36 protein-coding genes, 1 tRNA gene and 1 pseudogene are annotated in these 26119 nt (G+C 64.5%); 35 read left to right on the top strand and 3 right to left on the bottom strand.

Annotated elements, in window-relative coordinates:
- From tuf to ACN0WF_RS17340, 32 genes and pseudogenes are all read left to right on the top strand, one after another.
- A pseudogene (gene tuf, locus ACN0WF_RS17495) lies at window positions 1-131 on the top strand (elongation factor Tu); the annotation flags it as partial.
- A 55-nt stretch (window positions 132-186) separates the two neighbouring features.
- On the top strand, window positions 187-495 hold the full coding sequence (gene rpsJ, locus ACN0WF_RS17490; RefSeq protein ID WP_067216522.1) for a 30S ribosomal protein S10: 309 nt from the start codon (window positions 187-189) through the stop codon (window positions 493-495).
- A 23-nt stretch (window positions 496-518) separates the two neighbouring features.
- A complete protein-coding gene (gene rplC, locus ACN0WF_RS17485) occupies window positions 519-1229 on the top strand; it encodes a 50S ribosomal protein L3 (protein ID WP_417774055.1) in 711 nt (236 codons plus the stop codon).
- Entirely contained in the window at window positions 1229-1849 is a 621-nt protein-coding gene (rplD, locus tag ACN0WF_RS17480; RefSeq protein ID WP_417774054.1) for a 50S ribosomal protein L4, read from the top strand. The genes rplC and rplD overlap by 1 nt, the downstream gene beginning before the upstream one ends.
- Window positions 1846-2139 (top strand): 50S ribosomal protein L23, encoded by a 294-nt coding sequence (locus ACN0WF_RS17475; RefSeq protein ID WP_417774053.1) that lies wholly within the window; start codon window positions 1846-1848, stop codon window positions 2137-2139. The genes rplD and ACN0WF_RS17475 overlap by 4 nt, the downstream gene beginning before the upstream one ends.
- Window positions 2140-2154: 15 nt before the next feature.
- On the top strand, window positions 2155-2988 hold the full coding sequence (gene rplB, locus ACN0WF_RS17470) for a 50S ribosomal protein L2 (RefSeq protein WP_417774052.1): 834 nt from the start codon (window positions 2155-2157) through the stop codon (window positions 2986-2988).
- 12 nt (window positions 2989-3000) lie between these two features.
- Entirely contained in the window at window positions 3001-3279 is a 279-nt protein-coding gene (gene rpsS, locus ACN0WF_RS17465; RefSeq protein WP_417774051.1) for a 30S ribosomal protein S19, read from the top strand.
- Between the two features lie 2 nt (window positions 3280-3281).
- Window positions 3282-3662 (top strand): 50S ribosomal protein L22, encoded by a 381-nt coding sequence (rplV, locus tag ACN0WF_RS17460; RefSeq protein WP_417774050.1) that lies wholly within the window; start codon window positions 3282-3284, stop codon window positions 3660-3662.
- Window positions 3662-4378: a 30S ribosomal protein S3 gene (rpsC, locus tag ACN0WF_RS17455; protein WP_417774049.1), complete on the top strand. Its 717-nt coding sequence runs from the start codon at window positions 3662-3664 to the stop codon at window positions 4376-4378. Before rplV ends, rpsC begins: the two co-directional genes overlap by 1 nt.
- Window positions 4379-4422: 44 nt before the next feature.
- Window positions 4423-4836, top strand: a complete 414-nt coding sequence (gene rplP, locus ACN0WF_RS17450; protein ID WP_417774048.1) for a 50S ribosomal protein L16 — start codon at window positions 4423-4425, stop codon at window positions 4834-4836.
- Between the two features lie 23 nt (window positions 4837-4859).
- Window positions 4860-5060 carry a 50S ribosomal protein L29 gene (rpmC, locus tag ACN0WF_RS17445; protein WP_417774047.1) on the top strand — a complete coding sequence of 67 codons (201 nt, stop codon included), beginning with the start codon at window positions 4860-4862 and terminating at the stop codon, window positions 5058-5060.
- A 10-nt stretch (window positions 5061-5070) separates the two neighbouring features.
- Window positions 5071-5313, top strand: a complete 243-nt coding sequence (gene rpsQ / locus ACN0WF_RS17440) for a 30S ribosomal protein S17 (RefSeq protein WP_417774046.1) — start codon at window positions 5071-5073, stop codon at window positions 5311-5313.
- A 56-nt stretch (window positions 5314-5369) separates the two neighbouring features.
- Window positions 5370-5738, top strand: coding sequence for a 50S ribosomal protein L14 (gene rplN, locus ACN0WF_RS17435; protein ID WP_417774045.1), 369 nt, complete (start codon window positions 5370-5372; stop codon window positions 5736-5738).
- Complete coding sequence (gene rplX, locus ACN0WF_RS17430) at window positions 5738-6055, top strand: 50S ribosomal protein L24 (RefSeq protein ID WP_417774044.1); 318 nt, start codon at window positions 5738-5740, stop codon at window positions 6053-6055. The genes rplN and rplX overlap by 1 nt, the downstream gene beginning before the upstream one ends.
- Window positions 6048-6608, top strand: coding sequence for a 50S ribosomal protein L5 (gene rplE / locus ACN0WF_RS17425; RefSeq protein WP_417774043.1), 561 nt, complete (start codon window positions 6048-6050; stop codon window positions 6606-6608). The genes rplX and rplE overlap by 8 nt, the downstream gene beginning before the upstream one ends.
- A gap of 24 nt (window positions 6609-6632) precedes the next feature.
- Window positions 6633-6938 carry a 30S ribosomal protein S14 gene (gene rpsN, locus ACN0WF_RS17420; RefSeq protein WP_417774042.1) on the top strand — a complete coding sequence of 102 codons (306 nt, stop codon included), beginning with the start codon at window positions 6633-6635 and terminating at the stop codon, window positions 6936-6938.
- A 10-nt stretch (window positions 6939-6948) separates the two neighbouring features.
- The gene (gene rpsH, locus ACN0WF_RS17415) at window positions 6949-7347 is read left to right on the top strand and encodes a 30S ribosomal protein S8 (protein ID WP_417774041.1); all 399 of its coding nucleotides are present in this window, start codon (window positions 6949-6951) and stop codon (window positions 7345-7347) included.
- Between the two features lie 44 nt (window positions 7348-7391).
- Window positions 7392-7925 (top strand): 50S ribosomal protein L6, encoded by a 534-nt coding sequence (rplF, locus tag ACN0WF_RS17410; RefSeq protein WP_417774040.1) that lies wholly within the window; start codon window positions 7392-7394, stop codon window positions 7923-7925.
- Window positions 7926-7936: 11 nt separating this feature from the next.
- Window positions 7937-8299, top strand: coding sequence for a 50S ribosomal protein L18 (gene rplR, locus ACN0WF_RS17405; protein ID WP_417774039.1), 363 nt, complete (start codon window positions 7937-7939; stop codon window positions 8297-8299).
- 41 nt (window positions 8300-8340) lie between these two features.
- On the top strand, window positions 8341-8913 hold the full coding sequence (gene rpsE, locus ACN0WF_RS17400; RefSeq protein ID WP_417774038.1) for a 30S ribosomal protein S5: 573 nt from the start codon (window positions 8341-8343) through the stop codon (window positions 8911-8913).
- A gap of 42 nt (window positions 8914-8955) precedes the next feature.
- Window positions 8956-9147, top strand: a complete 192-nt coding sequence (gene rpmD / locus ACN0WF_RS17395; protein WP_417774037.1) for a 50S ribosomal protein L30 — start codon at window positions 8956-8958, stop codon at window positions 9145-9147.
- 19 nt (window positions 9148-9166) lie between these two features.
- The gene (rplO, locus tag ACN0WF_RS17390; RefSeq protein ID WP_417774036.1) at window positions 9167-9637 is read left to right on the top strand and encodes a 50S ribosomal protein L15; all 471 of its coding nucleotides are present in this window, start codon (window positions 9167-9169) and stop codon (window positions 9635-9637) included.
- Window positions 9638-9694: 57 nt separating this feature from the next.
- Window positions 9695-11029, top strand: coding sequence for a preprotein translocase subunit SecY (secY, locus tag ACN0WF_RS17385; RefSeq protein ID WP_417774035.1), 1335 nt, complete (start codon window positions 9695-9697; stop codon window positions 11027-11029).
- Window positions 11026-11622, top strand: coding sequence for an adenylate kinase (locus ACN0WF_RS17380; RefSeq protein ID WP_417774034.1), 597 nt, complete (start codon window positions 11026-11028; stop codon window positions 11620-11622). The genes secY and ACN0WF_RS17380 overlap by 4 nt, the downstream gene beginning before the upstream one ends.
- Window positions 11623-11782: 160 nt before the next feature.
- Window positions 11783-12151 carry a 30S ribosomal protein S13 gene (gene rpsM / locus ACN0WF_RS17375; protein WP_417774033.1) on the top strand — a complete coding sequence of 123 codons (369 nt, stop codon included), beginning with the start codon at window positions 11783-11785 and terminating at the stop codon, window positions 12149-12151.
- A gap of 68 nt (window positions 12152-12219) precedes the next feature.
- The gene (rpsK, locus tag ACN0WF_RS17370) at window positions 12220-12609 is read left to right on the top strand and encodes a 30S ribosomal protein S11 (RefSeq protein ID WP_417774032.1); all 390 of its coding nucleotides are present in this window, start codon (window positions 12220-12222) and stop codon (window positions 12607-12609) included.
- An 82-nt stretch (window positions 12610-12691) separates the two neighbouring features.
- Window positions 12692-13714 carry a DNA-directed RNA polymerase subunit alpha gene (locus ACN0WF_RS17365; RefSeq protein WP_417774031.1) on the top strand — a complete coding sequence of 341 codons (1023 nt, stop codon included), beginning with the start codon at window positions 12692-12694 and terminating at the stop codon, window positions 13712-13714.
- 68 nt (window positions 13715-13782) lie between these two features.
- Complete coding sequence (gene rplQ, locus ACN0WF_RS17360; protein ID WP_417774030.1) at window positions 13783-14208, top strand: 50S ribosomal protein L17; 426 nt, start codon at window positions 13783-13785, stop codon at window positions 14206-14208.
- Window positions 14209-14376: 168 nt separating this feature from the next.
- Window positions 14377-16560: a methyl-accepting chemotaxis protein gene (locus ACN0WF_RS17355; protein WP_417774029.1), complete on the top strand. Its 2184-nt coding sequence runs from the start codon at window positions 14377-14379 to the stop codon at window positions 16558-16560.
- Window positions 16561-16839: 279 nt separating this feature from the next.
- On the top strand, window positions 16840-18285 hold the full coding sequence (locus ACN0WF_RS17350; RefSeq protein ID WP_417774028.1) for a DegQ family serine endoprotease: 1446 nt from the start codon (window positions 16840-16842) through the stop codon (window positions 18283-18285).
- A gap of 29 nt (window positions 18286-18314) precedes the next feature.
- Entirely contained in the window at window positions 18315-19625 is a 1311-nt protein-coding gene (locus ACN0WF_RS17345; RefSeq protein ID WP_417774027.1) for a replication-associated recombination protein A, read from the top strand.
- A gap of 120 nt (window positions 19626-19745) precedes the next feature.
- Entirely contained in the window at window positions 19746-22439 is a 2694-nt protein-coding gene (locus ACN0WF_RS17340) for a patatin-like protein (RefSeq protein ID WP_417774026.1), read from the top strand.
- On the opposite strand, the gene folB is transcribed toward ACN0WF_RS17340, so the two are convergent.
- From folB to lipB, 3 genes are all read right to left on the bottom strand, one after another.
- Window positions 22402-22782, bottom strand: a complete 381-nt coding sequence (gene folB / locus ACN0WF_RS17335; RefSeq protein ID WP_417774025.1) for a dihydroneopterin aldolase — start codon at window positions 22780-22782, stop codon at window positions 22402-22404. The two genes, ACN0WF_RS17340 and folB, sit on opposite strands and share 38 nt — an antisense overlap.
- 141 nt (window positions 22783-22923) lie before the next feature.
- Window positions 22924-23403: a hypothetical protein gene (locus ACN0WF_RS17330; RefSeq protein WP_417774024.1), complete on the bottom strand. Its 480-nt coding sequence runs from the start codon at window positions 23401-23403 to the stop codon at window positions 22924-22926.
- A gap of 99 nt (window positions 23404-23502) precedes the next feature.
- On the bottom strand, window positions 23503-24213 hold the full coding sequence (gene lipB, locus ACN0WF_RS17325; RefSeq protein ID WP_417774023.1) for a lipoyl(octanoyl) transferase LipB: 711 nt from the start codon (window positions 24211-24213) through the stop codon (window positions 23503-23505).
- Window positions 24214-24329: 116 nt separating this feature from the next.
- Here lipB and ACN0WF_RS17320 point away from each other — a divergent pair, with 116 nt between their 5' ends.
- The 3 genes from ACN0WF_RS17320 (at window position 24330) to ACN0WF_RS17310 (ending at window position 25936) form a co-directional block, all read left to right on the top strand.
- Entirely contained in the window at window positions 24330-24596 is a 267-nt protein-coding gene (locus ACN0WF_RS17320) for a FliM/FliN family flagellar motor switch protein (RefSeq protein ID WP_417774022.1), read from the top strand.
- 115 nt (window positions 24597-24711) lie between these two features.
- Window positions 24712-24798: transfer RNA gene (locus ACN0WF_RS17315), tRNA-Leu, on the top strand.
- Window positions 24799-24889: 91 nt separating this feature from the next.
- Complete coding sequence (locus ACN0WF_RS17310) at window positions 24890-25936, top strand: methyltransferase domain-containing protein (protein WP_417774021.1); 1047 nt, start codon at window positions 24890-24892, stop codon at window positions 25934-25936.
- The last annotated feature ends 183 nt before the right edge of the window (window positions 25937-26119 follow it).

The raw sequence follows: 26119 nt of genomic DNA, 5'->3' as shown, positions 1-26119 counted from the left end.
TGCCGGGCGACAACGTGTCGGTCGAGGTTGAGCTGATCGTGCCGATCGCGATGGAAGAAGGCCTGCGCTTCGCCATCCGCGAGGGCGGCCGCACCGTCGGTGCCGGCGTCGTCGCTTCGATCATCAAGTAATGTAACCTGGTCCGCACGTCGGCAGACGACGGGCGGACCGCATGGGGACTGAGAGATGAACGGTCAAAACATTCGGATCCGTCTCAAGGCGTTCGATCATCGTGTACTCGATGCCTCGACCCGCGAGATCGTCAACACGGCGAAACGGACCGGTGCACAGGTGCGCGGCCCGGTGCCGCTGCCCACGCGGATCGAGAAGTACACCGTGCTTCGCGGACCGCATATCGACAAGAAGAGCCGTGATCAGTTCGAGATGCGCACGCATAAGCGTCTTCTCGACATCGTTGATCCGACGCCGCAGACGGTTGACGCGCTTATGAAGCTCGACCTGGCCGCTGGTGTCGACGTCGAGATCAAGCTGTAAGGCGCTCACAAGGGGACACGCCGATGCGTTCTGGAGTGATCGCACAGAAGGTGGGAATGACTCGCATCTATAATGATGCGGGAGAGCACGTGCCGGTTACGGTTCTCAAGCTTGAGAACTGTCAGGTCGTCGCCCACCGGACGGAAGAAAAGAATGGCTATGTCGCGCTGCAGGTCGGCGCCGGTCTGGCCAAGGTGAAGAATACGCCCAAGGCGATGCGCGGCCACTTCTCGGTCGCCAGCGTTGAGCCGAAGCGCAAGCTCGCCGAGTTCCGCGTTTCCGCGGAAAACGTGATCGAGGTTGGCGCCGAGATCACGGCGGACCATTTTGTCGACGGGCAGTTCGTGGATGTCACGGGCACCTCGATCGGCAAGGGCTTTGCGGGTGCCATGAAGCGGCACAATTTCGGTGGTATGCGCGCCTCTCATGGCGTGTCCATTACCCACCGTGCGCATGGCTCGACCGGCCAGTGCCAGGACCCCGGTAAGGTGTTCAAGGGCAAGAAGATGGCCGGTCACATGGGTGCCGAGCAGGTCACGACGCAGAACCTGAAGATCGTGCGCACCGATCCGGAGCGCGGCCTCATCATGATCCAGGGCGCTGTCCCGGGTTCGAAGGGTGGCTGGATCCTGGTTCGTGACGCCGTCAAGAAGGCTCTGCCCGAGGGTGTACCGGTTCCGGGCGCTTATCGCGCTGGTGCCGCAGCCGCTGCGGTCGAGAAGGAGAGCGAGTGATGGAACTTGAGGTGAAGACCCTCGACGGGGCCGCCGCCGGTTCGATCACGGTGTCGGACGAGATCTTTGGTCTCGATCCGCGCACCGACCTGATCCACCGCGTCGTGCGCTGGCAGCTTGCCAAGCGCCAGGCGGGTACGCACAAGGCGAAGCAGCGTTCGGAAGTTTCCGGCACGACGAAGAAGTTCGTCCGCCAGAAGGGCACCGGCGGCGCTCGTCACGGCAACAAGAAGGCCCCGCAGTTCCGCGGCGGCGGCAAGGCTCACGGTCCGGTGGTGCGCAGTCATGCGCATGACCTGCCGAAGAAGATCCGCGCGCTCGGCCTGCGCCACGCACTGTCCGCGAAGTTGAAGGCCGAAGGCCTGATCATCGTCGAGGCAGCCGCGGCGGACGAGGCGAAGACGAAGGCACTCGTGTCGCGCTTCGCCAAGCTCGGCCTGAAGAACGCGCTGTTCGTGGACGGTAGCGAGCTGGACCAGAACTTCTGCCTGGCTTCGCGCAACATCCCGGCGATCGACGTTCTGCCGATCGAGGGCATCAACGTCTATGACATTCTGCGCCGGGAAAAGCTCGTCCTGACCAAGGCCGCCGTGACGGCGCTCGAGGAGCGGTTCAAATGAGCATCCTGAAGCATTACGACACGGTCGTTTCCCCGGTGATTACCGAGAAGGCGACCATGGCCTCGGAAGAGAACAAGGTCGTGTTCAACGTCTCCCCGACGGCGACCAAGCCCGAGATCAAGGCAGCGGTCGAGAAGCTGTTCGGCGTCAAGGTGACGGCGGTCAACACACTCGTGCGCAAGGGTAAGACCAAGCGCTTCCGCGGCCGTATCGGTCGTCAGTCGGACGTCAAGAAGGCCGTCGTCACGCTTGCCGACGGTCAGTCCATCGACGTGACGACCGGGCTTTAAGGGCGGAGAGGAAAGATGGCACTTAAGACCTTTAATCCGACGTCGCCGGGTCGCCGCCAGTTGGTGATGGTTGATCGCGCGGGCCTCTACAAGGGCAAGCCGATCAAGCAGCTGACCGAGGGTCTGACGAAGTCTGGCGGTCGTAACAACACCGGCCGCACGACCTCGCCGAACCGCGGTGGCGGTCACAAGCGCCGCTATCGTCTGGTCGACTTCAAGCGCACCAAGCTCGATATGTTCGCCACTGTCGAGCGGATCGAGTATGACCCGAACCGTACGGCGTTCATCGCTCTCATCAAGTATGAGGACGGCGAGCTCAGCTACATCCTGGCGCCGCAGCGTCTGGCCGAGGGCGACAAGGTCGTCGCCGGCAAGGCCGTCGACGTCAAGCCGGGCAACGCGATGCCGCTTTCGGCGATCCCCGTCGGCACCATCGTCCACAATGTGGAGATGAAGCCGGGCAAGGGTGGCCAGATCGCACGCTCCGCCGGTGCCTATGCGCAGATCGTCGGTCGCGACCAGGGTTACACCACGGTTCGCCTGCAGTCTGGCGAGCAGCGCCGCATCCTCGGCACCTGCATGGCTTCGGTCGGCGCGGTGTCGAACCCGGACCACGGCAACATCAATCTTGGCAAGGCCGGTCGGTCTCGCTGGATGGGTCGTCGCCCGCATGTCCGCGGTGTCGCCATGAACCCGGTCGATCACCCGCACGGTGGTGGCGAGGGTCGTACCTCGGGTGGCCGTCATCCGGTCACGCCGTGGGGCAAGCCGACCAAGGGCAAGCGCACGCGTTCCAACAAGGCCACGGACAAGTTCATCGTCCGCAGCCGTCACGCGCGCAAGAAATAAGAGGGGCCGAACATGGCACGTTCTGTTTGGAAGGGCCCGTTCGTCGACGGATTTCTGCTTAAGAAGGCAGACAAGGTCCGCGCCTCGGGTCGCAACGAAGTGATCAAGATGTGGAGCCGCCGCTCGACGGTTCTGCCGCAATTCGTAGGTCTGACGTTCGGCGTCTACAACGGCCAGAAGCACGTTCCGGTGATGGTGTCCGAAGATATGATCGGTCACAAGTTCGGCGAGTTCTCGCCGACCCGTACGTACTACGGTCACGGCGCGGACAAGAAGGCGAAGAGGAAGTAACGATGGGCAAGCCGAAGGGCGGGCGCGCGCTCGCCGATAACGAGGCGCAGGCGGTCGCCCGGATGCTGCGCGTTTCCCCGCGTAAGCTGAACCTGGTCGCGGCGTCGATCCGCGGCAAGAAGGTGGAAAAGGCTCTTGCCGATCTGACCTTTTCTCGCAAGCGGATTTCCGACGACGTCAAGAAGGCGCTGATGTCGGCAATCGCCAACGCCGAGAACAACCACGATCTCGACGTCGACAGCCTTGTCGTCGCCGAGGCCCACGTGGGCAAGGCTTTCGTGATCAAGCGGTTCCAGCCGCGTGCTCGTGGCCGCGTCGGCCGGATCGAGAAGCCCTTTTCGAACCTGACGATCGTCGTTCGCGAAGTCGAGGAGACTGCCTGATGGGACATAAAGTCAATCCGATCGGCCTGCGCCTCGGGATCAATCGCACCTGGGATTCGCGCTGGTACGCCGACAAGGGCGAATACGGCAAGCTGCTTCACGAGGACTTTCGCATCCGCGAATACCTCCTCAAGGAGCTGAAGCAGGCTGCGATCTCGAAGGTCGTCATCGAGCGCCCGCACCGCAAGTGCCGCGTCACCGTCCATTCCGGTCGTCCGGGTGTGGTGATCGGCAAGAAGGGTGCGGACATCGAGAAGCTCCGCAAGGCGCTGACAGCGATGACCAACTCGGACGTGCACATCAACATCGTTGAAGTGCGCAAGCCCGAGACCGATGCCCAGCTGGTGGCCGACTCGATCGCCCAGCAGCTCGAGCGTCGCGTGGCTTTCCGCCGTGCCATGAAGCGTTCCGTTCAGTCGGCGATGCGCATGGGCGCCCAGGGTATCCGCATCAACTGCGGTGGCCGTCTGGGTGGCGCCGAGATCGCACGTACCGAATGGTACCGCGAGGGTCGGGTTCCGCTGCACACGCTGCGTGCGGACATCGACTACGGTGTTTCGACGGCTCACACGGCCTATGGCACTTGTGGTGTCAAGGTCTGGATCTTCAAGGGTGAGATCCTCGAACACGACCCGATGGCGTCTGAGCGCCGCGCGGTCGAGGGCGATGGGACGAACCAGGGCGGCGGACGTCGCGAGCGCGGTCGCGCGGCGTAAGCCGCCGACCGGGTTCTGGACAGTAGCAGAGCGAGAGAGAAGAGATGCTGCAACCGAAGCGAACGAAGTTCCGCAAGCAGCACAAGGGCCGGATCCACGGAACCGCCAAGGGCGGTACCGATCTCAACTTCGGTGCCTTTGGCCTGAAGGCCGTGGAGCCGGAGCGGGTGACCGCGCGCCAGATCGAGGCGGCCCGTCGTGCCATGACCCGTCACATGAAGCGTGCGGGTCGCGTATGGATCAGGATTTTCCCGGACGTGCCGGTGTCGTCTAAGCCGACCGAAGTGCGTATGGGTAAGGGTAAGGGTTCGCCGGACTACTGGGCCGCTAAGGTCAAGCCCGGCAGGATCATGTTCGAGATTGACGGTGTGCCGGAAGAGACGGCGCGCGAAGCGATGCGCCTGGCCGCTGCGAAGCTGCCGATCAAGTGCCGCTTCGTTCAGCGTATCGCCGACTAAGGCGCGACCAGGAGACTGATGCCATGAAGGCGACCGACGTTCGGGCAAAGACCTTGGACGAGCTGGGAACCGAGCTCGAGACGCTTAAGAAGGAGCAGTTCAACCTGCGCTTCCAGCGTGCGACCGGTCAGCTTGAGAATACGGCGCGTGTGCGCCAGGTGCGACGCGACATCGCGCGCATTCAGACGATCATGCGCGAAATGCGTGTGGCCACAAGCGCGTAAGGAGAACGGGATGCCCAAGCGCGTTCTGCAGGGTGTCGTTGTCAGCGACGCCAATGACAAGACGGTGACGGTTCGTGTGGAGCGCCGCTTCACGCATCCGTTGTACAAGAAGACCGTCCGCCGCTCGAAGAAGTATCGGGCGCACGACGAGACCAACGCATGCAAGGCCGGGGACCTCGTCCTCATCCAGGAATGCGCGCCGGTTTCGAAGACGAAAACCTGGACCGTTGTCGAGGGTTCGACCGCGGACTGACGTGACTTCCGGCGCTCCCATGCGAGCGCGGTGAAAGAAGAACAAGGCGGCCAGTCATGATTCAGATGCAAACAAACCTCGACGTGGCGGACAATTCCGGCGCCCGTCGTGTCATGTGCATCAAAGTGCTCGGCGGCTCGAAGCGGAAGTATGCCAGCGTGGGCGACATCATTGTCGTCAGCGTGAAGGAGGCTAACCCGCGCGGCCGCGTCAAAAAGGGCGACGTGATGAAAGCGGTCGTTGTGCGCACGGCGAAGGATATCCGCCGTCCCGACGGCTCTGTGATCCGGTTCGACCGCAATGCGGCCGTGCTGATCAACAACAACAAGGAACCGATTGGTACCCGTATCTTCGGGCCGGTTCCGCGTGAGCTGCGGGCGAAGAACCACATGAAGGTTATTTCGCTCGCTCCGGAGGTGCTGTAATGGCCGCAAAGCTCAAGAAGGGCGACACTGTCGTCATTTTGACCGGTCGCGACAAGGGCAAGACCGGCGAGATCGTCGCCATGATGCCGAAGGAAGACAAGGCTCTGGTGCGTGGGGTGAACGTCGTTCGTCGCCATCAGCGTCAGACCGCCCAGGCTGAAGGCGGCATCATCTCCAAGGAGCTGCCGATTCACGTATCGAACCTGGCGCTCGCCGATCCCAAGGACGGCAAGCCGACCCGGGTCGGTTTCCAGGTCAAGGAAGACGGCACGAAGGTGCGCGTGGCCAAGCGCTCGGGAGATCTGATCGATGGCTGATACCAAGACGCTTCCCCGGCTGAAGACGGAATATCTGGATAAGATCCGTCCGATGCTGCAGGAGAAGTTCAACTACCAGAACCCGATGCAGATCCCGACCCTTGAGAAGATCGTTCTCAACATGGGCGTCGGCGAGGCGGTCGCGGACAGCAAGAAGGCCAAGATCGCTGCTGACGATCTGGCAGCGATTGCCGGTCAGAAGCCGGTGATCACCAAGGCGCGCAAGTCCATCGCTACCTTCAAGGTGCGCGAAGGCATGCCGCTTGGCGCTAAAGTCACCCTGCGTGGCGAGCGCATGTACGAATTTCTGGACCGCCTGATCACCATCGCGCTGCCGCGCGTTCGTGACTTCCGCGGGCTGAATGCGAAGAGCTTCGACGGCCGTGGCAACTATGCCATGGGCATCAAGGAGCACATCGTGTTTCCGGAGATCAACTACGACAAGGTCGACCAGGTTTGGGGCCTTGATGTGATCGTGTGCACGAGCGCGAAGACGGACGACGAGGCGCGCGAGCTTCTGCGCGCGTTCAACTTCCCGTTCCGCAAGGCGTAACGGGCAAGGAACGAGGACAGAACGATGGCGAAGAAAAGCGCGGTCGAAAAGAACAAGCGGCGCGAGCGGCTCGTTAACAAGTACGCCGAAAAGCGTGCGGAGCTCCGGGCGATGTCTAAGGACGAGAGCCTGTCGCTCGAGGAGCGTTATGCAGCCCGGCTGAAGCTGGCGAAACTGCCGCGCAACTCGGCCGAGGTGCGCCTGCGCAACCGCTGCGAAGTGACGGGTCGCCCCCGTGGCTACTATCGCAAGCTTAAGATGTCGCGCGTCGCGCTTCGCGAACTGGGCTCCAAGGGACTTATCCCGGGCCTCGTGAAGTCGAGCTGGTAAGGAGAATCCCATGGCGATTTCCGATCCCTTGGGCGATATGCTGACCCGTATCCGCAATGCCCAGATGCGTCGCAAGAGCAAGGTGAACTCGCCGGCTTCCAAGCTGCGCGAACATGTGCTCGACGTACTGGCCGCGGAAGGGTATATCCGCGGTTACACGACCGTGGAATATGAGGGCGGCAAGTCCGAGCTCGAGATCGAGCTCAAGTATTTCGACGGCGAGCCGGTGATCCGTTCGATTGAACGGGTTTCTAAGCCGGGTCGGCGGGTGTACTCCTCGGTGAGGAACATCCCGCGCGTCGCAAACGGCCTCGGTGTCTCGATCCTCTCCACGCCGCGTGGCGTGATGGCGGATCATGATGCTCGGGAGCAGAATGTCGGTGGCGAGGTTCTCTGCCGCATCTTCTGATGCGGCAGTCACTTCGTACGAAGTAGATTGGACAGGTTGGTCATATGTCTCGTATTGGCAAGAAGCCAGTCCCCGTGCCTAGCGGGGTAACGGCAACGATCAACGGTCAGAGCATTGAGGTCAAGGGACCGAAGGGGCAGCTCTCCTTCGCTCTCAACAGCCTGGTTCTGGCCGAAATGACGGATGATGGCATCAAGGTGAATCCGCGCGTGGACAGCAAGCCCGCGCGTGCGATGTGGGGCATGTCCCGCACCATGATCGAAAATCTCGTGACGGGTGTGAGCAAGGGTTTCGAGAAGCGTCTCGAAATCACGGGTGTCGGTTACCGCGCCCAGGTGCAGGGCAAGAACCTGCAGCTCGCTCTCGGGTTCTCCCACGACGTCGTCTACCCGATGCCCGATGGCATCGAGGTGGCCTGCCCGAAGCCGACCGAGATCGTGATCTCCGGCATCGACAAGCAGCGCGTCGGTCAGGTGGCTGCCGAGATTCGCGAGTTCCGTCCGCCTGAGCCCTACAAGGGCAAGGGTGTTCGCTATGCGGGCGAGTTCATCGTTCGCAAGGAAGGCAAGAAGAAGTAACGGACCGGATCATGGCGAAGACACACACACTCTTCGAGCGCCGCCGCGACCGCGTCCGCCGTTCGATCAAAAAGGTTCTGAACGGCCGCCCGCGGCTTTCGGTGCACCGTTCGTCCAAGCAGATCTATGCTCAGATCATCGACGACGCGAAGGGCCACACGCTGGCCTCGGCATCGTCTCTCGACAAGGACCTGCGCGTCGACATCACGTCCGGCGCGAACATCGCCGCCGCCGCGGCTGTGGGCAAGGTTCTGGCCGAGCGCGCCAAGGCTGCTGGCGTCACCCAGGTGGTGTTCGACCGCGGTGGCTATCTGTTTCACGGCCGCGTCAAGGCTCTTGCCGACGCAGCGCGTGAGGGCGGACTTGAATTCTGATCGTCGTATAAGACGCTCACAGACAAACGAAAGCGAATATCATGGCGAGACAGGATAATCGGGAGCGCGGCGGCGATCGTAACGAGCGTGACAGCGAGTTCGTCGACAAGCTCGTTCATATCAACCGCGTCGCCAAAGTGGTGAAGGGCGGTCGTCGTTTCGGCTTTGCCGCACTCGTCGTTGTCGGTGACCAGAAGGGCCGCGTTGGCTTTGGTCACGGCAAGGCGCGTGAGGTGCCGGAAGCGATCCGCAAGGCCACCGAGGCCGCGAAGCGTTCCATGATCCGCGTGCCTCTGCGCGAGGGTCGGACGCTGCACCACGACGTCAACGGTCGCCACGGCGCTGGCAAGGTCGTGCTCCGCGCGGCTCCGGCTGGTACCGGCATCATCGCCGGTGGCCCGATGCGTGCGGTGTTCGAGACGCTCGGCGTTCAGGACGTGGTTGCCAAGTCGCTCGGCTCGGCGAACCCCTACAACATGGTGCGCGCCACCTTCGAGGCGCTGAAGCACGAAGATAGCCCGCGCTCCGTCGCGGCCCGTCGTGGCCTCAAGGTGTCGCAGATCCAGTCGCGTCGCCGCGACATCGACGACAGCGTTGTGGCGGCCGAGGGTTGAACCCGGCTTCCGCAGACACCAGCTTGAGAAAGGCTTGGTTCCATGGCGAACGATAAGACCGTTACGGTCGAGCAGGTGGGCAGCCCGATCCGGCGCCCGAAGGACCAGCGGGCAACGCTGATCGGTCTTGGTCTGAACAAGATGCACCGCCGCTCGACGCTGAAGGATACTCCGGAAGTGCGTGGCATGATCCGGAAGGTTCAGCACCTCGTTCGCGTCGTCGAAGACGCGTGAGAGTGCGGGGAGACAGACGATGAAACTCAATGAACTCCGGGACAACCCCGGCGCCACGAAAGATCGCATGCGCGTTGGTCGCGGCATCGGTTCGGGCAAGGGCAAGACCGGCGGCCGTGGCGTCAAGGGTCAGAAGTCCCGCTCGGGCGTTGCGATTAAGGGCTTCGAGGGCGGCCAGATGCCGCTCCACCGTCGCCTGCCGAAGCGCGGTTTCGTGAACATCTTCGCGAAGTCGTTCACGGCCGTTTCGCTTGGTCGCGTGCAGACGGCGATCGACGCCGGCAAGCTCAACGCCAGCGAGACCGTGACTGCGGAGGCCCTCAAGGCCGCCGGCGTCATCCGTCGCGTCAAGGATGGCGTTCGCCTCCTGTCCGACGGCGAGCTGAAGACCGTGGTCTCCTTCGAGATCGCCGGCGCCTCCAAGGCGGCCATCGAGGCTGTCGAGAAGGCTGGCGGCAAGGTCGCAATTATCGGAGCCCAGGCTGAATAAGCCTGGGTTTCCCCCATTTTTCCTTTCTCGAGTGCACTCACCTGACCGGAGCCTGGAATGGCATCTGCTGCCGAACAGCTAGCGGCTAATCTGAATTTTTCAGCTTTCGCCAAAGCCGAGGAATTGAAGAAGCGTATCTGGTTCACACTGGGTGCGCTTCTTGTGTATCGGTTCGGCACTTACGTGCCGCTGCCGGGGATCAATCCGGATGCCTTTGCGCAGGCCTTTGGTCAGGCGCAGCAGGGCATCGTCGGCCTGTTCAACATGTTCACCGGCGGTGCCGTGGCGCGCATGGCGATTCTGGCCCTCGGCATCATGCCCTACATCTCGGCCTCCATCATCATTCAGCTGCTGACGTCGGTCGTACCGTCGCTCGAGGCGCTGAAGAAGGAGGGCGAGCAGGGCCGCAAGGTCATCAACCAGTACACGCGCTATGGCACGGTGCTGCTTGCGACCGTGCAGGCCTACGGCATCGCCGTCGGCCTTGAATCGTCGACGAATGTGGTTCTCGATCCGGGCTGGTTCTTCCGTGCCAGCACCGTGGTGACGCTGGTTGGCGGCACCATGTTCCTGATGTGGCTCGGCGAACAGATCACGTCGCGCGGCATCGGCAACGGCATCTCGCTGATCATCTTCGCGGGCATCGTCGCCGGTCTTCCCGCGGCACTTGCCTCGACGCTTGAGCTCGGCCGCCAGGGCGCGCTTGCGACGCCGATCATCCTGCTGCTGCTGATTCTCTCGGTCGTCGTGATCGCGGTGATCGTGTTCATGGAGCGGGCGCAGCGACGTCTTCTGATCCAGTATCCGAAGCGGCAGATGGGCAACCGCATGTTCGAGGGCAACACCTCGTTCCTGCCGCTCAAGCTCAACACCGCCGGCGTTATCCCGCCGATCTTCGCCTCGTCGCTTCTCGTTGTTCCGGCGACGCTGGCAGGGCTTGGCGCGACGGGCGGCGATTCCGGCGTGCTGACGACGATCACGGCGCTGCTTGGCCACGGCCAGCCGCTCTACATGGTGCTCTATGCTGTCCTGATCATCTTCTTCTGTTTCTTCTACACGGCGATCGTGTTCAATCCGACGGACACGGCCGACAATCTGAAGAAGCATGGCGGCTTCATTCCGGGCATTCGTCCGGGGGAGAGGACCGCCCAGTACATCGACTACGTGCTGACGCGAATCACTGCTGTCGGCGCCATCTACATCGTCCTGGTCTGCCTGTTACCCGAATTCCTCATTTCCGCGACGGGCGTTCCGTTCTACTTCGGTGGTACGTCTCTCCTGATCGTCGTGAGTGTGACCATGGATACGGTTTCTCAGATCCAGGGACATCTGCTCGCTCATCAGTATGAGGGACTGGTGAAGAAGGCGAAGCTCAGGGGGAAGCGCAGATGAGACTGATTTTTCTCGGCCCGCCGGGGGCGGGCAAGGGCACGCAGGCAGCGCGCCTGGTCGAGAAGCATGGCATTCCGCAGCTGTCGACCGGTGACATGCTGAGGGCCGCTGTGGCGGCGGAGACGCCGGTGGGTCTGAAGGCCAAGTCGGTGATGGATGCGGGTGGTCTTGTTTCCGACGATATCGTCATCGGTATCGTCGCTGACAGGATCGAGGAGGCGGATGCCCAGAACGGCTTCATCCTCGACGGGTTTCCCCGCACGGTCGCACAGGCCGAGGCGCTCGACCGGATGCTTGAAGGCAAGGGGCTCAAGCTCGATACGGTGCTTGAGCTCGAGGTCGACCAGACCCGGCTTGTCGAGCGCATCATGAAGCGCGCGGCCGACGCCAGGGCCGCCGGCCAGCCGGTGCGCAAGGACGATGATCCCGAGGTGTTCAAGCAGCGTCTTGCCGCCTACAACCGGGACACCGCCGTGGTCGCTCCCTATTATCGCAGCCGCAACCAGCTTCGGTCGATCGATGGCATGAAGTCGATTGACGAGGTCTCTGCGCAGATCGATTCCGCGCTTGACGCGGTGGCAACGGCAAGCTAAGGCTCGCCCCCTGCCACAAGACCCGCATTCGCGCCGCGCGGCAACCGCGCGGCACGGATGCTTTTTGTGCAACTGAGTTTCCCCGCAGGGGCCGGGCTCCACCGGACGCGGGGGCAACCCGGCGCAGCCCAATTCGGGCGCGCCCAACATGGAGACGGCATTGGCCCGTATCGCAGGCGTTAACATTCCGACGAACAAGCGCGTCGTCATCGCGCTTCAGTACATCCATGGCATCGGCGCGAAGTTCGCGCAGGAGATCACCGAGAAGGTGAACATCGCTCCCGAGCGTCGTGTCAACGAGCTCAGCGATGCCGAAGTTCTCGCGATTCGCGAGACCATCGACCGCGACTACATCGTCGAAGGCGACCTCCGTCGCGAGGTCGCGATGAACATCAAGCGTCTCATGGACCTTGGCTGCTACCGTGGCCTGCGTCACCGTCGCGGCCTTCCGGTGCGCGGCCAGCGCACCCATACGAACGCCCGCACCCGCAAGGGTCCGGCGAAGGCGATTGCCGGCAAGAAGAAGTAATTCATCGGAAATCGCCCGGTGGAGCCGCCGACATACGGCGGTGAAGAGATCGAGCAAGGGATACAAAAATGGCAAAAGACACCACGCGCGTCCGTCGTCGCGAACGGAAGAACATTTCCTCCGGCGTCGCGCATGTGAACTCCACTTTCAACAACACCGTGATCACCATCACCGATGCCCAGGGCAACGCGATCTCCTGGTCGTCCGCTGGCGCGATGGGGTTCAAGGGTTCGCGCAAGTCGACCCCGTACGCGGCTCAGGTCGCGGCCGAGGACGCGGCCCGCAAGGCTGCCGAGCACGGCATGCGCACCCTCGAGGTCGAGGTTCGCGGTCCTGGTTCGGGTCGTGAGTCGGCGCTTCGCGCGCTGCAGGCGGCCGGCTTCATGGTGACGTCGATCCGCGATGTGACGCCGATCCCGCACAACGGTTGCCGTCCGCGCAAGCGCCGCCGCGTCTGACGACCAGTCGCACACCTTTTATTCCCATGGCACAGCATGGCCGGGCGCCTCGCGTCCCGGCGGGACAGCCGGAGGAAGAGATTTGAGCATTCACAAGAACTGGCAGGAATTGATCAAGCCGAACAAGCTTGACGTGAAGCCGGGCTACGATCCGCGTCTCCTTGGTTCGGTTGTCGCCGAGCCGCTGGAGCGTGGCTTCGGCCTGACGCTCGGCAACGCGCTGCGCCGCATCCTCATGTCTTCGCTCCAGGGCGCAGCCGTGACGGCGGTGCAGATCGACGGCGTGCTGCACGAGTTCTCGTCCATCCCGGGCGTTCGCGAGGATGTCACTGACATCATCCTGAACATCAAGGAAATCGCGCTGCGCATGCAGGGCGAGGGTCCCAAGCGCATGGTTGTGCGCAAGCAGGGACCGGGCGTGGTGACGGCGGGCGACATCCAGACGGTTGGTGACATCGAGGTTCTGAACCCCGATCTCGCGCTCTGCACCCTCGACGAGGGCGCCGAGATCCGCATGGAATTCACCGTCGACACCGGCAAGGGCTACGTGCCGGCAGAGCGCAACCGTCCGGAAGACGCCCCCATCGGGCTGATCCCGGTCGACAGCCTCTACTCGCCGGTCAAGAAGGTGTCCTACAAGGTCGAGAACACCCGTGAGGGCCAGGTTCTCGACTATGACAAGCTGACGCTGACGGTCGAGACCGACGGATCGGTCTCTCCCGAGGATTCGGTCGCTTTCGCGGCACGCATCCTTCAGGACCAGCTTTCCATCTTCGTCAATTTCGAGGAGCCGCGTCGCGAAGTGAAGGAGGACACCGTCCCCGAGCTCGCGTTCAACCCGGCGCTTCTGAAGAAGGTGGACGAGCTCGAGCTTTCGGTGCGTTCGGCCAACTGTCTGAAGAACGACAATATCGTGTATATTGGCGATCTCATTCAGAAGACCGAGGCGGAGATGCTGCGGACGCCGAATTTCGGCCGCAAGTCGCTCAACGAGATCAAGGAAGTTCTTGCCCAGATGGGTCTCCATCTTGGCATGGAGGTGGCCAACTGGCCGCCGGAGAACATCGACGAACTCGCCAAGCGTTACGAAGATCATCAGTATTGATCGCGTAAGCGCGATCACCCCGGGTTCAAGAGGCGGCCTGACCGCCCCCATCGAAAAAGGAGAGAGCCATGCGCCACGGCAATCGCGGCCGCAAGCTCAACCGGACGTCCAGCCACCGCAAGGCGATGTTCGCCAACATGTCGGCGTCCCTGATCGAGCATGAGCAGATCGTGACCACCCTTCCCAAGGCGAAGGAACTGCGTCCGATCGTCGAGAAGCTTGTCACCCTCGGCAAGCGTGGCGACCTGCACGCCCGCCGTCAGGCGATCGCGCAGATCCGCGACGTCGCCCTGGTGCGCAAGCTGTTCGACACACTGGCCGAGCGTTACAAGGGCCGCAATGGCGGCTACACGCGCGTCCTCAAGGCCGGCTTCCGCCATGGCGACAACGCCCCGCTCGCCGTGATCGAGTTTGTCGATCGCGATGTCGATGCCAAGGGTGCCGTCGACCGTGCGCGCAATGAAGCCGCGCAGGTGTCTGAAGACGCTGCGTAACTGTGCATTTCGAGGCGGGCGGGGCACCCTGGGTTGCCCCGCCCGTTTTGGTATTTTTGATTAAGAACTTGATTTAACTCGCATTTTTGAAGATATCGATTATCCAAATTTTAACGCCCTCATGAGTACCACTTTAGCGATAGGGTCCCACGCGTTCGGAGGGGTGATATGTCGCAGGGTGGCGAGCCGCAGGCTCGGACGGGGAATCGTTTCCTGAAGTTGTCGGTCGTCGTGCCGGTGTTGATGGTCGGACTGACCTTTGCAGCTTGTGTTGCTGTGGGCATCGGTGGCTATCTCAATGCCCGTGAGGGCCTTACCAATTCCGCCATCGGCGAGTTGACGATGATCGCGAAGGCGCGTGAAGGGCTTGCTGACTCCAAGCTCGGCATGCTGCGCGGCGATCTGTCGACCACCGTTTCCGGCGCGGGCGCGGCGATGGCGTTCGGAGATCTCGATGCGGCCATGTCCAGCATCGATCAGGAGCGCGAGACGCTTCTCGCGTATTTCCAGCCGGATGGCCTCGACGCCGCCGGCCGTGCCGAGCTGAGCGGCAAGAACAACAAGACGCTCTACGCCTGGCGCCACTCGGAGCTTCATGCCGGCTTCTACTCCGCGTGGAAGAACAATGGCTATGCAGATATCTACGCCATCAGCGCGGACGGCCGGGTGCTTTACAGCGTCACCAAATCCGGCGATTTCCTTCACCTCGTCTCCGATGACGAACTGAAGGACACCGCGCTTGCCGACGTGTTCAACAAGGCCATGGCCGGCAAGCCGGGCGAGCAGTTCGTCTCGGACTTTTCGTTCTACGCACCGGCCGGCGGCGCGCCGTCGATGTTCATTGCGCAGCCCGCCTATCTGACCAAGTTCAATGGCCAGCAGCTCGCTGGCGTCGTCGTCGTGCGCATCGGCTCGGAGTATTTCGAGCGTATCACCAACGGGCTTGAGGATCTTGGCGAGACCGGCCAGGTCTATGTGGTCGACGCGAGCAATCATCTTGTCACCAACAAGCCGCGTTCGAGCGAGGCCACCGCGCTGATCGAGGTCGCCGACAACCCGGTCGTCAATGCAGCACTTGCCGGCTCGGACGGCGAGGGGGTTGTTGCCAATGTCGATGGCGTCGACCGGATGACGGTCGCGGTGCCGATGGAGGTGGGCAACGTTCGCCTTGCCGTCGTCGCCGAGCGGTCGGTGGCGGAAACGCTGTCCGCCGTTACCGAGATGCGCAACTCGATGGTGATCCTGACGCTCGTGACGGTCGGTCTCGCCATTGTCGTGGCGCTGCTGTTCTCGCGCTCCATCACCAAGCCGCTCCATGCACTGGTGCGGGCGCTTGAATCCATCGCCGGTGGCGATACCTCGACCGATATTGCCGCCGCGCGTCGTGGCGACGAGATCGGCGATATCGGCCGCGCTGTCGTGCTGATCCGCCAGAATGCGGTCGAGGAACAGGAGCGGCGGGCGGCGCATGAAGCCCAGCTTGCCCGTTCGCAGGCCGAGCAGCGCCAGCAGATGCTCTCCGACCTCGCCTCCGACTTCGAGGCGACCGTCGGCCAGGTGGTCGATCATGTCGCCCGCTCGGTGGACAGCCTGCGTGTTTCGGCCGACACGATGCGCGAGATGACGGAAGTCTCGGGCGACACCTCGGACCGCGCGGCGCAGATGTCGATGGATGCGATGAACGAGGTGCAGTCGATCGCCACGGCGTCCGACCAGCTCTCGAGCTCGATCCAGGAGATCTCCTCGCTGATCGAGCGGTCGTCGGTCATCGCCCAGACGGCGACGGCACGGGCGCAGTCGACCAACGGAACGGTGCGCTCGCTCGCCGAGGCGGCCAACCGCATCGGCGAGGTGGTGACGCTCATCAGCGACATTGCCGACCAGACCAACCTTCTCGCGCTCAACGCCACCATCGAGGCGGCGCGTGCGGGTGAGGCGGGCAAGGGCTTTGCAGTGGTTGCCGCCGAGGTCAAGGAGCTTGCCTCACAGACCGGCAAGGCGACCGGCGAGATCCAGCAGCAGATCGATGCCATCCGCCATGCAACCGAGGATGCGGTGACGGCCATCGGCGAGATCCAGCACACGATCGGCGAGATCAGCCAGTCGGTGACGGATGTGTCGGCGGCAGTGACGGAGCAGAGCTTCGCCACCCAGAGCATCGCCGAGAACACCCAGCGCGCTGCCGGTGGCACGTCCAAGGTTTCCAACGACATCTCGGAGGTGCGCAGCATTTCCGAGCAGACGACGGACGCCGCCAACGCGGTTTCCACGTCGGTGACCGAACTGGCGACCCAGGCCGAGCATCTCGACAAGGAAGTGAAGAACTTCCTCGGTCAGGTCCGCTCCGCCTGAGCGAAAGGCCGAACCGAAAACCGAAGGCCGCCGGAAATCCGGCGGCCTTTTTTCGTTGTGGGCGAGGTCCGGGCTTGGCCGGGATGCGGCAAATCGATCCGTCTGTCCCATTGCCACGTTTCGCCCCAATCTGGCATGTATGGCGGGTTCGATCCTTTCCGCCGTTTCCCGCGCGCGTCCGCCCTTTGCTGAGCGGGCGCCTTGAGGTGAAGCGGGCGGGTTCATGGAAATCGGAGCGTCCCGGCAGGACCGGGACCTGCCAGCGAGGAGATTGCCGGGATGGATGGGTCACGTCTGGTTCGGGCCGGAAAACGCGCGCTCGCGGTGCTTCTGGCCGCAAGTCTCCTGCCGGCGGGCTTCGCCTTCGCCGCCGACGGCGCCGGGCGCAAGGTGCCGCAGACGGCGGCGGAGCTGTCCATGTCCTTCGCCCCGGTGGTGAAGGAGGCGACGCCGGCCGTCGTCAACGTCTACGCCAGCCGCACGGTGCAGAGCCGGCCACGGTCGCCGTTCTTCGACGACCCGTTCTTTCGCCGCTTCTTCGGTGGTCCCGACCAGGGGCTCGGTCCCCAGCGACAGCGGGTCGAATCCTCGCTTGGCTCGGGCGTGATCGTCTCCGCCGACGGCATCATCCTGACCAACCATCATGTCATCGCCGACGCGGACGAGGTGCGTGTGGCGCTGGCCGACCGGCGCGAGTATGACGCCGACATCGTGCTCAAGGACGAGCGCACGGACCTTGCCATTCTCAAGGTGAAGGGGCTCGACGGCGACCTGCCGTTCCTGCCTTTTGCCGATTCCGATGAGCTTCAGGTCGGCGACATCGTGCTTGCCATCGGCAATCCCTTCGGCGTCGGCCAGACCGTGACCCAGGGCATCGTCTCGGCGCTGGCGCGCACCCGTGTCGGCGTCACCGACTACCAGTTCTTCATCCAGACGGACGCGGCCATCAATCCGGGCAACTCGGGCGGCGCGCTCGTTGACATGCAGGGCCGGCTCGTTGGCATCAATACCGCCATCTTCTCCCGCTCGGGCGGGTCCAATGGCATCGGCTTCGCCATTCCCTCGAACATGGCGCGTTTCGTCGCCAGCGCGGCCAAGGGCGACGGCAAGCTGCACCGGCCCTGGCTCGGTGCGAGCCTGCAGATGGTGAGCGCCGAGATCGCCGAGGCGCTCGGGCTCGAGCGGCCGAGCGGCGTGCTGGTGACCCAGGTCGCGGAGAAGTCGCCGGCCGCGCGCGCCGGACTGAAGGTCGGCGACCTGATCGTGCGCGTCGGCGGCGCGGAAGTGAGCGATCCCGACAGCTTCGGCTACCGGTTCTCCAACCGCAACGTCGGCTCGAGCACCGACTTCACCGTGCTTCGGGCCGATGGCGAGAAGACGCTGACGGTCGCGCTGGAACCTGCGCCGGAAACCGTGCCGCGCGATCCGCGCAAGATCCGGGGCTATTCTCCCTTCGTCGGCGCGACGGTGATGAACCTGTCGCCGGCGGTCGCCGAGGAACTGCGGCTCGACAGCTTCGAGACCGGCGTGGTCATCGGCGCGCTCGAAAATCGCTCCCCGGCGGCGCGGGTCGGCCTGCAGCGCGGCGACATCGTCCTGTCGATCAATGGTGCGTCGGTCGCGGACACGCGGGAGCTGGTGCGCATCGCCGACAGCGATCCGGGCATCTGGCGTCTCGAGATCAAGCGCGGCGACCGGGTGCTGCGCATCGCGCTGAGGGGCTAGAGGGCCGTGCGGGCAGGCTGGCGACTTCCATGAGCGATCTTTTTCACGCTGCCGGGCTTGGCGCCGACGCGCGCCGTCCGCTGGCCGACCGGATGCGGCCGGCGCGGCTGGAGGATGTGGTCGGTCAGGAGCATCTGATCGGCGAGGAGGGCGTGCTGACGCGCATGCTTGCCACCCGCTCGCTCGGGTCTCTCATCTTCTGGGGACCGCCGGGAACGGGCAAGACAACGGTCGCCCGGCTGCTGGCGGATGCGACCGACCTGCGTTTCGAGCAGGTCTCGGCCATTTTCACCGGGGTCGCCGATCTCAAGAAGGTGTTCGAGGGCGCGCGCGCCGCACGGATGACGGGGCGCAACACGCTGCTCTTCGTCGACGAGATCCACCGCTTCAACCGGGCCCAGCAGGACAGCTTCCTGCCGGTCATGGAGGATGGAACGGTGACGCTCGTCGGGGCGACAACCGAGAACCCGAGTTTCGAGCTCAACGCGGCGCTGTTGTCGCGGGCGCATGTGCTCACCTTCCGCACTCTCGACGGCGATGCGCTCGACAAGCTGCTGGCGCGCGCCGAGGAGGAGGAGGGCAGGCCGCTGCCGCTCGACGAAGGCGCGCGCGCGGCGCTGCTGCGCATGGCCGATGGCGATGGGCGGGCGGCGCTGACGCTTGCCGAGGACGTCTGGCGGGCGGCGCGAGAGGGCGAGACCTTCGACGCCGAACGGCTGCAGGAACTCGTGCAAAGGCGCGCGCCGGTCTACGACAAGTCGCGCGACGGCCACTACAATCTCATCTCGGCGCTGCACAAGTCGGTGCGCGGCTCCGACCCGGATGCCGCGCTCTACTGGTTCTGTCGCATGCTCGACGGCGGCGAGGACCCGCTGTTCCTCGCCCGCCGGCTGATCCGAATGGCGGTGGAGGACATCGGGCTCGCCGACCCGCAGGCACTGGTGCAGGCCAATGCGGCGCGCGACGCCTACCAGATGCTTGGCTCGCCCGAGGGCGAACTGGCGCTCGCACAGTCGGTCGTCTATCTCGCCACCGCACCCAAGTCGAACGGCGTCTACACCGCCTACAAGAGCGCCTTGCGCAAGGCCAAGGAAAGCGGCTCCCTGCCGCCGCCCAAGCACATTCTCAATGCCCCCACCAAGCTGATGAAGTCGGAAGGCTATGGCGACGGCTATGCCTATGACCACGACCAGCCGGACGCCTTCTCGGGACAGGATTATTTCCCCGAGATGATAGGGCGCCAGCGCTTCTATGATCCGCCGGAGCGGGGCTTCGAGCGCGAGATCCGCAAGAGGCTGGACTATTGGGCGCGCCTGCGCAAGGAGCGCGGACAGGGATAGGGGGGGCGGTTGTGCCATTGCGCTGCGCCGCGAATAGGCGGACGATGGCGCAACAGGCGACGGTGCCGCAAGGGTACGCGTCGACAGTCGGGTGGAAACGCGAAGGGCGTGTCAACGTCCATGAAACAGATCGAATTGCGTCTGGCGCTGGTGCTCTACGGCGGTGTTTCGCTCGCCGTCTACATGCATGGCATCACCCGCGAGTTCCTCTCCCTGGTGCGCGCCTCGCGTCGCCTGGAGGCACATCGCGGGAACGGCAAGGACAGGCAGCCCGGCGGGCGCCGCCGCGCGACGCGGATCGATCCGCTCGCCCATGCGGATCCGCTTGCCGCCGGGCATGGCGGGGCGGTCGGCGAGGGGGGCAATGCCGGTGCGGCGGATCTTGCCGCCTCGGTTCCTGGCGAAGCCCCGCAGGCGGATGAGCCGAGCGTTGCCGCCTATGCGGAGCTGCTGGCGCTCTTCCGTCCGAAGGCGGATCTTCGTGTCGTCGTCGATGTGATCTCCGGGGCCTCGGCTGGCGGCGTCAACGGCATCATGCTCGGCCGGGCGCTGGCCCATAACCTGTCGCTCGAGCAGCACCGCGACCTGTGGCTGGAAAACGCCGACGTCACCCGCCTTGCCGGCGATCCGGTCGGGCTGACGCGCTATCTCAAGGGCTCCATCGCTCCCGTTCTGGACCGTCTCGTGTCGCGGGCGCTGAAGTCGGAAGTGACCGATGCTGAGACGCGCGCGAAGCTGCGCCAGTTCATGCAGGCGCGCTGGTTCACGCCGCCCTTTTCCGGAGAGCGCTATGTCGGCTGGATGCTGGATGCCGCCCAGTCGATGGCGCGGCCGTCGGGCCTCCACGAGCCGGAGACGCTCATCCCGCGCGGCCAGTCGCTCGACCTTTTCGTCACCACCACCGATTACCACGGCGCGCGCCGGCGCTTTCCCATCGACGATGGCGTCGAGGTCGAGGAGACCGAGCATCGGCGCATCCTGCACTATGGCGCGCGCTGCCGGGGCACGGGGGAGATCGAGAGTGCCTTCACCGATGCGTCGGTGCCGGATCTTGTGTTCTCCGCGCGCGCCACATCGTCGTTTCCTGGCGCGTTCCCGCCGATGACCGTCGGCGAGATGGACAAGGTACTGGCTGAGCGCGGCGAGACCTGGCCGAATCGCGAGGCTTTTCTCGCCGCCGCCTTTCCCGAGGGCGATGCGGAGGCGCGTATCCTGATCGACGGCAGCGTCGTCATGAACAAGCCGTTCCAGCCGGTGCTGGAGGCGATCTCCGGGCGTCCGGCGTCGCGCGAGGTCGTGCGCCGTATCGTCTATGTCGATCCGCTGGCGGGCAATGACAGCCATGCGGAGGAGGGCGACGGTCCGTTGTCCGAGGGGCCACGCAGCCCCGGGTTCTTCCGCGTCATCCTGGCCTCGCTCGCGCATATTCCGCGCAATGAGCCGATTGGCGACGCGCTGGAGCAGGTGGCCGACTACAACCGGGAGGTGGCGCAGGTGGCCGAGGTGATCGCCGCCGCCGAGCCGGTCGTGGAGCAGGAGGTGCGCTCGATCCTGCGCGGCGACGGCGAGCGGCCGATGACGGTGAAGGAGCTCAGTCGCAGCCGCGCGATGGTCAACGAGCGGGCTCACGTCTTCGCCGGCTACGCCTATCACGGTTACCAGCGGCTCAAGCTCGCCGGCATCGCGACGCGCACGGCAACGCTGCTGGCTGGGCTGGTGGTCCCGGGAACCGGCCGTTCGGTGGAGCAGAGACGGTCGGAGGCCGAGCGGCGCATCGCCAGGCTGCTGGAGGCGTGGATTGCCCGCCAGCGTGTCGATGCGGGCATTTCGGCCGGGGCGATGATCGGCGAGGCGGGCTCGGGCACGCCGGAGCCGATCCTGAGGCTGCTACGCGCTCTCGATGTCGACTACCGCGTGCGCCGGCTGCGTTTCGTGATCCGTCGGCTCAATCTCCTCTACCGCGAAACGGACCCAGAAGCGCAGGTCGATCCGGTGGAGATGGACGAGCTCAAGAGCACGCTCTACGAGCAGGTCGAGCACCTGACACAGCGCTGGTCGGTCGACTTCTACGGCGAGGCGACGCGCAACTGCGCGTTGCGGCTGCTGTCGGCCCCCATCGCGGATACCGATACGCGCGTCGAGGAACTGATCGCGCTGCTCGGCGCGCGCATGGGACTGGCGGATCTCGACAAGCTCAGCGACGACATCTTCTCGGTGATGGCGCTCAACTATCTCCCGCCGCGTCTTCGCCGGTCGCTCAACACGGCCTATCTGGGCTTTGCCTTCTACGACCTGGTGACGCTGCCGGTGTTGCGGCGCTCGGCGACGGCTGAACACAACGAGATCCGCGTCGACCGGATCAGCCCGACCGATGCCAATTCGCTGCGCCCGGGCGGCGTCACGCTGAAGGGGCGCAGCCTCAACGCCTTTGGAGCGTTCTTCAACCGGCGCTGGCGCGAGCACGACTATCTTTGGGGGCGGCTGACGGCGGCGGACCGGCTGATCGCCATCGCCGTGCGCGCGGCCTCGGCGGAAGTTTCCGTGTCGCCGGCACAGTTGCGCGTGGCGCGGCGGAACGTGTTTCGCGCCATCCTTGAGGAGGAGCGCGGCAAGCTCGACGCGGATCCGACGCTGGTGCCGATGCTGCTTGAGGACGTCGAGGCGATGTTCGCCGACGGCAGTGACGAGGAGGTTGCGCCTGGGACCGGGGTCCCGGGCGAGGCCGCTGCCGCCTTCACGCCGAGGGCGGCGCCGCCGGCGCCTGTCGCTTCGGCGCCTATGCGTCCGGCGCGTCCGAGTTCCGGGACCGGGTGATCTCGACGCTGACGCGGCCGCTGGCGATGGGCAGCGGCGCGCCGGGCTTGTGCACGCGCACGCGCAGGCGCTCGATGCGCTCGTCGGTTGCGAACACCGCCTCGGCGATGGCGCCCGCGAGCCGCTCGATCAGGTTGAAGCGGGCGGTGGTGACGACGTTCTCGATGGCCCGCGTCAGTGTCGCATAGCACACGGTGTCGGCGTATTTGTCGGTGCGCGAGGCCGGCCCGAGGTCGACCCAGCAGGTCAGATCGACGATGAACCGCTGGCCAAGCCGCGCCTCCTCGTCGTGCAGCCCGTGAAAGGCGAAATAGGCGAGGTCTTCGAGATGAATGGTGTCCATGGGGAACCTGCGCGAGACGGGCGGGCCGCGAAGGCGCGGCGCCGGGCGCGGCCTCGGACAGGGCCGGGCCGCCACATGCGCCAGCCATAGCAGAGCCGGCACGGGCGAGCCAGCGCCGCAGGGGGCGGCGCCGAGAGGGGATCAGTGTGAGCGGGCGACGTGGGCGTCCGCGCCGCATATGCGCGCGCCGAGCACCTGCGAGACGCCGCGCAGGCTGAAATTGGCGAAACGCTCGTCGTCGAACAGGACCTGCACGCCCGAGCTTCGGCGCAGCATGTGCCAGAGCCAGGTGAACTGGTCGCCACAGTACCGGCAGTCGGCGCGCACCAGTCCGTATCGGTCGGCGCGCATCTGGATGATCGAGCCGCTGATGATGAGTTTCAGCAACTTACCCGCCGGTGGCGGACGGTTGTCGATGCGGACGTCGACAACAGGGTGCATGCCCTTGCGCGCCTTCTGGCACCAGATCGTGAAACTCGCCCCGTCGTTGGTGTGGGTGGAAAAGCGGGGAATGCCGGAGACGACATCATAGCTCCAGGCACTCTCGGCTTCTGCCGCATCCGTTCGGGAGGTCGTGGTGGCAAGGACGGGGGGGAGGGCGAGAAATGTCGCCAGCAGCAAGGGGAAAAGACGTGCGCGGGAATAAATCGGTCTGCCCTCCGGCCAGGTCATGTCCATGAAACAACGCGGCGTCGGTCCGCCGTCAGCGAAAAACATCCGTCACGGGGCGGTCGCGGTCTCGGTCGGCCCGAATCGCTCCTCAAAGGTTCGGCGCAGCACGATGTCGACGTCCTCCAGCGTTACCGGCAGACCGAGATCGACGAGGCTCGTGACGCCATGACGGGTGACGCCGCAGGGCACAATACCCGAGAAGTGGTCGAGGTCGGGATCGACGTTGAGAGAAATGCCGTGAAAGCTTACCCATTTGCGCATGCGGATGCCGATCGCGGCGATCTTGTCCTCGCGGTCTTCGCCCTTGTCGGGCCGGCGCACCCAGACGCCGACGCGGTCCTCGCGCCGTTCGCCGCGGATGTGGTGCTCCCACAGCGCGCCGATCAGCCAGTCTTCCAGGGTCGCGACGAAGGCGCGCACATCCGGGGTTCTGCGCTTCAGGTCGAGCATCACATAGACGACGCGCTGGCCGGGGCCATGATAGGTGTACTGGCCGCCGCGCCCCGTGGCATGGACCGGAAAGCGGTCGGGGGCGAGCAGGTCGGACGGGTTGGCGCTGGTGCCGGCGGTGTAGAGCGCAGGGTGCTCCAGCAGCCAGACGCGCTCGGGCAACGTCCCCTCGGCGATGCCGGCGACACGGCGCTCCATTTCGGCGACGGCGACGTCATAGGCGACCGGCCGGGCGCTCACCGCCCACTCCACCGCCGGCGCGTCCGACGGGGGGAGAAAGATCCGGGCGAGGTCCGCGCGCTCTGTCATTTTGCAAGTCCGTTAGGGGTTTGTTAACCAGACGCCGGCCAAGGTCGGCAGGCGGCAAAGGCCGTATAGGATGAATGCTGGCGGATTGCCATTCCTCATCGGTCCCGGGCGGGTACATGGGCATTTTCGACGATATTTCCATCGACATTTCCGTGGTGCTCGGGAAAGCCGAGATGCCGATCCATCAGCTTTTGCGCATGGGTCGTGGCGCGGTCATCGAGCTGACCGCGCGCGAGGAAGATGACGTCCAGATCCTCGCCAACAACATTCCGATCGCCCGCGGCCAGGTGGTGCTGCATGGCGAACGCATCGGCGTTTCGATCACCGAGGTTCTGATGCGCCCGCCCGAGGTGCGCGCGACGCGCAAGACCGGGCCTCTTTGAGCCTCATGCTTCGTGCCTGTGCATATCCTCGCGCAATTCGCTTGCGCCGGAAAATTCCTTTTGCTAGAGGATGGCGCGTCGCGGGGCACTGTCCCGGCGGACGCAAGACTGACAAGCGGTCGTGGCGGAATTGGTAGACGCGCAGCGTTGAGGTCGCTGTGGGGTAAAACCCGTGGAAGTTCGAGTCTTCTCGACCGCACCAAAAAAGAACCCGGTCTTCGGACCGGGTTTTTTTGTGCCTGGCTGCAGGCTATTCTCCGGCAGGAACGACCTTTGGCTTCTTGTGGGGGAAGATGACGCCGGGCCTCGCCGATCTTCTTGCCGACCCGCGCGATGGCGGACCTCTGTCCCTGCGCAAGCAGGTCCTTCGGGACGGTCGTATCGAAAGCGGCGAGCTTGTCGCTGCTGACGGTGCCGTCTATCCGATCGTGCGCGGCATTCCCCGCTTCGTCGCGCCGGAGATGTACGAGACGGTCCGCTCGTTCGGCGACCAGTGGAATCACTTCAATTTCGACGCCTTCAAGCAGAACTGGCTGGATCACACCGTCGCCAACACCTTCGGCGACACGTCGGCCTTCGCGGGCAAGGTGATCGTCGATGCCGGCGGCGGCAGTGGCGCTCAGTCGTTGTGGATGCTGGAGAGCGGCGCGGAGCGGGTGATCCTGCTCGACCTGTCCCACAGCGTCGACGATGTCGTCTCCCGCAACATCGATGTAACGAAATGGCCGAACTTCGATGCGATCCAGTGCTCGATAGATGCGCCGCCGCTTCGCCGCCGCTCCATCCGCGACTATGTGATCTGCCACAATGTCATCCAGCACACGCCGAGCGTCGAGAAGACCGCCGAAGCGCTCTACGGGATTGTCGCGCCCGGCGGGGCCTTCGTCTTCAACTGCTACAAGGCGCAGACACGCGGGCTGATGGGCTTCGTTCGCACCCATTTCGTCTACCGCCCGGTGCGTGCGGTGCTGTCGCGGCTGCCCTTCGGGGCGATTCTCGCCTATTCGAAGGCGGTCGCCGCGCTTCGCCTCGTTCCGGGGCTCGGCTATCTGCTCAACAAGCTGCGTTTCTGTCTCAGCGGCCGGTTGCCCCGGGTCGCCGGCGAGAGTTGGCTGGAGCGCAAGCGGCGGCTCTACCGGCAGACGGTGCTCAACACCTTCGACATGTTCGGTTCGCACGGCTACCAGCATCACGTGAACGACGAGGATATTCTGGCGCTCGTGGACCGGCTGCAGCCGGATCGATCCGCCGTCGGCAATCTGGAGCGCTACTTCCGCAAGCCGCAGCCGACGGGCTGTGCGCTCATCGTGGCGCGGGCCTGTCAGGAGCGGATGCGCTGAGCCATTCTTGGCGACGTTCTCCCGTGGCCCTTGTTTTTCCATGACTTGCAGACATATTCCGCTTTGGCGAGCGCCGGTGGGCAATCGCGCTGGCGGGCGAGATTCCGTTTGAGGCATCGCCCGCTTGACGTTAGAGCATGTGGGTGGGGAGGCGGGTCCCCGCAGATGCGGAACTCGGGCGGG

The sequence above is a fragment of the Stappia sp. genome (assembly GCF_048268045.1).
Classification (GTDB): domain Bacteria; phylum Pseudomonadota; class Alphaproteobacteria; order Rhizobiales; family Stappiaceae; genus Stappia.
The sequence above is the reverse complement of the archived record's forward strand: the minus strand, read 5'-3'. Positions and strand labels throughout refer to the sequence as shown.